This is a genomic window from Burkholderia sp. Bp8992 (genome assembly GCF_003853705.1).
GTDB lineage: Bacteria > Pseudomonadota > Gammaproteobacteria > Burkholderiales > Burkholderiaceae > Burkholderia.
The window spans coordinates 1-654 of the sequence record NZ_QTQI01000078.1 but is presented as its reverse complement, the minus strand read 5'-3'; the positions used below and the strand labels follow the sequence as shown (position 1 = coordinate 654).

General features: G+C 63.1%; 1 protein-coding gene. It reads left to right on the top strand.

Translation table 11 applies throughout. From position 1 onward, the window contains the following. On the top strand, positions 1-652 hold a 652-nt coding region (locus DIE03_RS38050), incomplete at its 5' end, for an amino acid ABC transporter ATP-binding protein (protein ID WP_148092921.1). Between the last annotated feature and the right edge of the window lie 2 nt (positions 653-654).

Sequence of the window (654 nt, the reverse complement as noted above, 5' to 3'; positions counted from 1 at the left end):
GAAAGGCGAAGTGGTCGTCGTGTGCGGCCCGTCGGGCTCGGGCAAGTCGACGCTGATCAAGACCGTCAACGGCCTCGAGCCGTTCCAGCAGGGCGAGATTCTCGTGAACGGCCAGTCGGTCGGCGACAAGAAGACGAACCTGTCGAAGCTGCGCTCGAAGGTCGGGATGGTGTTCCAGCATTTCGAGCTGTTCCCGCACCTGTCGATCACCGAGAACCTGACGCTCGCGCAGGTCAAGGTGCTCGGCCGCGGCAAGGACGAGGCGAACGAGAAGGGCATGAAGCTGCTCGACCGCGTCGGCCTGAAGGCGCACGCGCACAAGTTTCCGGGCCAGTTGTCGGGTGGCCAGCAGCAGCGTGTCGCGATCGCGCGCGCGCTGTCGATGGACCCGGTCGCGATGCTGTTCGACGAGCCGACGTCCGCGCTCGACCCCGAGATGATCAACGAAGTGCTCGACGTGATGGTCGAACTCGCGCAGGAAGGGATGACGATGATGGTCGTCACGCACGAGATGGGCTTCGCGAAGAAGGTCGCGCATCGCGTGATCTTCATGGACAAGGGCGCGATCGTCGAGGACGACCGCAAGGACGATTTCTTCTCGAATCCGAAATCGGAACGCGCGAAGGACTTCCTCGCGAAGATCCTGCACTGAGC